Raw genomic sequence first — 4016 nt, 5'->3', positions numbered from 1 at the left:
GGCGCGGGTCGACGACGCGGTCGTGACGAACGCGCCGCTACCGTCCGGGCACCGGCCGTAGGTGGTCGCGGCGTGCGCGGTCCAACTGTAGGAGTCCACCGGCGTCACCCCGTCGGCGGCGAACAGCCGGGCGGAGTCGGCGCCACCGAGCCCGAACACCGGGTCGACGTCCACGGCCAGGTAGCCGCCCGCGGCGACGCTCGTGCCCGCGGCGATGGTGAACACGTGGGTGTCGTCGTTGTCCTTGACCACCCAGCCGGACACGTCGACGGCCGAGGCGCCGGTGTTGACCAGCTCAACCCAGTCACCGGGCGTGCCGCCGTTGGACTCAACCTCGTTGATACGGATGGTGGACGCTTCCTCCGCCACCGCCGGCGTATATCCGACGGTGATACCGGCAAAAGCGGTCGCTAACGCAACAATCACTCGGAACTGGGTGCGCAATGTCGCAGGCCCTTCACGGAAAAGGTGTTTTCCGCGAGCCTCGGCCATCACCACGAAGGGAACATGAACGCACGGCGAAACAATGAGTCCTCGGTGCGCCGCTTACGGCGCGTGGAGGGCTTGTGGGGTGGGAACCCCCCGCGCAGGACCCGCCGCGCGGTGGGGCAGCTAGTAGTGGTGTGCCCGGGGCGGGGTTCGAACCCGCACGCCTCGCGGCAGCCGCTTTTAAGGCGGCCGTGTCTGCCGTTCCACCACCCGGGCTTAGAAACGCGTCTCACGGTAGCCCGTCCGACGAACCCTCAACACCGACAAGGGGACCGCCGTTACTGTCATCCGGGTGAGCAGCACCCCACTGACCGACGAGGTTGAGATGGCGCCGCCGGAGACCTTGACAAATGAAGGTCAGCCGATGCATATGCGTCACCGCTGGGCGGTCGACGCCGGGGTCGGGCTGCTCTTCGTGCTCGCCGCCGCGTTCCTGACGCACCGCCTGTGGCCCGGTCCGGCGGGGCGGGCGCTCGCCCTCAACCCGAGTGACCAGGCGCTCGACGAATGGTTCCTCGCCTACGCCACCCGAGCGTACCGCGGCGACTTCTCCCTCGTGACCGGCATGCTGAACGCGCCCGACGGGGTCAACCTGCTGTGCAACGCCTCGCTGATCGGCATGGGGCTGCTGCTCGCGCCGGTCACCCTCGCCTTCGGCGCGCCCGTCACGTTCAGCCTGCTGGTCGCCGGCAACCTCGCCGCCACGGGGATCGGGTGGTACCTGCTGTTCGCCAGGACCCTCGCCGTGCACCGGGCGGGCGCGCTGATCGGCGCGGTCTTCGCCGCCTTCGCGCCCGGCATGGTGTCGCAGTCCAACGCGCACCTGCACATGACGGCGGCGTGGCTGGTGCCGCCGATCGTCTGGTGCGTGGTCCGCATCGCCCACCAGACGGAGGTCACCTGGCGGACCGCCCGGACCGGGCTGCTGCTCGGCGCCCTGGTCACGGTCCAGTTCTTCGTCGGCGAGGAGGTGCTGTTCCTCACCGCGGTCACCCTCGCCCTGTTCACGCTCGTGTTCGTGGCGGTGGCCCGCCCATCACGGCGGGTCGCGCCGCCGTTCGTGTTCGGGCTCGGTCTCGCCGCCGGGCTGGCCGCGGCGCTGCTGGCCTATCCGCTGTGGCTGCAGTTCCACGGGCCGCAGAGCGTCGAGGGCGGTGTCTTCCTGCCGTCGTTCTTCTCCGCCGACCTGTTCAGCTTCACCGCCATCTCACCGCTGTCGCTCGCCGGCGACGACAGCGCCGCGCGGCTGGTCAGCGGCCCGGCCGAGTACACCACCTTCTTCGGCGCACCGCTGCTGCTCGTCGCGCTCGGGGCGACCGTGTGGATGTGGCGGCGCCCGGCCGTCGTCGCGGCGGCGGTCACCGCGGTCGTGCTGTGCCTCTTCGCGCTCGGACCGTTCATCGCCATGGACCGCGAGCCGACGTCGCAGCGGGGGCCGTTCTCCCTGCTGTCGGGTCTGCCGGTGATCGAGTCCGCGCTGCCGACGCGGTTCGCGCTGGCCGCGATCCCGTTGCTCGCCGTGATCCTGGCGCGGGTCGTCGACGCGGCGATCACGCAGACCGAGACGCTGCGGCTGCTCGTGCCGGTCGCGGTGGTCGCCGCGCTCGTGCCCCTGGCGCCGGCGCCGCTGCCCGTGATCGACCGGGCGCCCGTGCCGCGCTTCTTCACGGAGGGGTACTGGAAGGTGTACGCGCCCGAGGACGGCGTGGTCGTGCCGGTGCCGCTGCCCGACCCGCGGGATCCGGACGCCATGCGCTGGGCCGCGGCGACGAACGCGCGGATAGCCACGCCGCAGGGCTGGTTCATCGGGCCCTACGGCAAGGGCGGCGCCGCGGCCGTCGGCGTCTACCCCCGCCCGACGTCGCAGCTGCTGCAGCGGGTCGCGAAGTCCGGCCGGCCGGCGGAGGTCACCGCCCCGGACCGGGAGGCGCTGACCCACGACGTCGAATACTGGCGGGCGGCGTCCTTCGTGCTGGACCCGCGCCACCCGAACGCCGGGGCGCTCAAGCAGACCATGGACGGCCTGCTCGGCCCCGGCGAACTGGTGGAGGACGTCTGGGTGTGGCGGGCGGCCTAGGCCGCCTTGGCCGCCTTGGCCTGGTCCTTCTGCTCCACCTTCGTGGGCAGCGGGATCGGCGGGGCCACGGTGAGGAACGGCTCGCGCGGCTCGTGCAGCGACCCGAGCGCGACGACCTCGCGGCGCAGCACCAGCTGCAGCGTCCAGTCGACCAGCACCCGGATCTTGCGGTTGAGCGTGGGGATCCGGCTCAGGTGGTAGGACCGGTGCATGAACCACGCCGGCAGCCCACGGACCTTCACGCCGTAGACGTGCGCGACCCCCTTGTAGAGGCCGAGCCCGGCGACCGAACCGACGTGCTTGTGCTTGTAGTCGACCGGCCTGCGCCCACGCACGACCGCGGCGATGTTGTCGGCCAGCCTGGCCGCCTGGCGCACCGCGTGCTGCGCGCTCGGCGAGCACAACGCCCCCGGCACCTCGGACGTGAGGTCCGGCACGGCGGCGCAGTCACCGGCGCTCCAGGCGCCCTCGACGACGTTCTGGTTCTGGTCCACCACCTGCAGCGTGGGCAGGCAGGTGATCGCGCCGCGCGGGGTCCTCGGCAGGTCCGTGTCCTCGAGCATCGGGTGCGGCTTGACGCCCGCCGTCCACACGATCGTGTCGGCCGGGAACTCGTCGCCGTCGGACAGCTTCACGATGCCGTCGACGCACGACTCCAGCCGCGTGCCGAGCCGGATGTCGATCGCCCGGCGGGTGAGCTGCACGACCGTGTAGGCACCCATCTCGGGGCCGACCTCGGGCAGGATCCGCTGCGCCGCCTCGACGAGCACGAACCGCACATCCTCCTGCGGGATCTCCGGGTAGTAGCGCAACGCCCCGCGGACCATGTCCTCCATCTCCGCGAGGGCCTCGATCCCGGCGTACCCACCGCCGACGAACACGAACGTCAGCGCCCTCTTGCGGGTCGCCTGGTCACTCGTGGTCGCCGCCACGTCGAGCCGGTCCAGCACGCTGTTGCGCAGGAAGATGGCCTCGCCGATGGTCTTGAAGCCGACCGCCTGCTCGCGCAGCCCCGGGATCGGCAGCGTCCGCGACACCGAACCCGGCGCCACCACGATGTGGTCGTACGGCACCTCACGGGCCGGCCCGACGATCGGCTGGACGATGGCCACCTTGCGGGCGTGCTCGATCCGGGTGACCTCACCGGAGAGCACATGGCAGCGCTTGAGCTCGCGCCGCAGCGGCACGACCGTGTGCCGCGGGGAGATGTTGCCGGCCGCCGACTCCGGCAGGAACGGCTGATACGTCATGTGCGGCTGAGGGTCGACAACCGTCACCTCGGCCTCGTGCCGGTGCAGCTTCTTGGACATGCGAAGAGCGGCGTAGAGCCCGACGTGTCCGGCACCGACGATCAGGATTCGCTTAGCAGCCACATCAACAACGCTAACGACGAAACCCGCTCACGTTCAGTCAGGCCACAGACATGTAACGACCGTTACTGTTTCTAGCT

Annotated in this window: 3 protein-coding genes and 1 tRNA gene; 1 reads left to right on the top strand and 3 read right to left on the bottom strand. The window is 71.0% G+C overall.

What is annotated here, in order from left to right; translation table 11 throughout:
* On the bottom strand, window positions 1-492 hold a 492-nt coding region (locus Dsi01nite_RS07040), incomplete at its 3' end, for a lamin tail domain-containing protein (protein ID WP_239135740.1).
* Window positions 493-624: 132 nt separating this feature from the next.
* Window positions 625-705: transfer RNA gene (locus Dsi01nite_RS07035), tRNA-Leu, on the bottom strand.
* A 148-nt stretch (window positions 706-853) separates the two neighbouring features.
* Here Dsi01nite_RS07035 and Dsi01nite_RS07030 point away from each other — a divergent pair.
* Window positions 854-2566 carry a hypothetical protein gene (locus Dsi01nite_RS07030; protein ID WP_239135739.1) on the top strand — a complete coding sequence of 571 codons (1713 nt, stop codon included), beginning with the start codon at window positions 854-856 and terminating at the stop codon, window positions 2564-2566.
* Here Dsi01nite_RS07030 and Dsi01nite_RS07025 read toward each other — a convergent pair.
* Window positions 2563-3939: an NAD(P)/FAD-dependent oxidoreductase gene (locus Dsi01nite_RS07025; RefSeq protein WP_203845217.1), complete on the bottom strand. Its 1377-nt coding sequence runs from the start codon at window positions 3937-3939 to the stop codon at window positions 2563-2565. The two genes, Dsi01nite_RS07030 and Dsi01nite_RS07025, sit on opposite strands and share 4 nt — an antisense overlap.
* Window positions 3940-4016 lie beyond the last annotated feature (77 nt).

The organism is Dactylosporangium siamense, assembly GCF_016862795.1.
Taxonomy (GTDB): domain Bacteria; phylum Actinomycetota; class Actinomycetes; order Mycobacteriales; family Micromonosporaceae; genus Dactylosporangium; species Dactylosporangium siamense.
Note: the sequence above shows the minus strand (reverse complement) of the source record. Positions and strands in the feature narration are given on the sequence as shown.

Bases quoted from the DNA above. Each gene is read 5' to 3' on its own strand.
- Dsi01nite_RS07030 (WP_239135739.1), top strand. From the start codon at position 854: ATGCATATGCGTCACCGCTGGGCGGTCGACGCCGGGGTCGGGCTGCTC.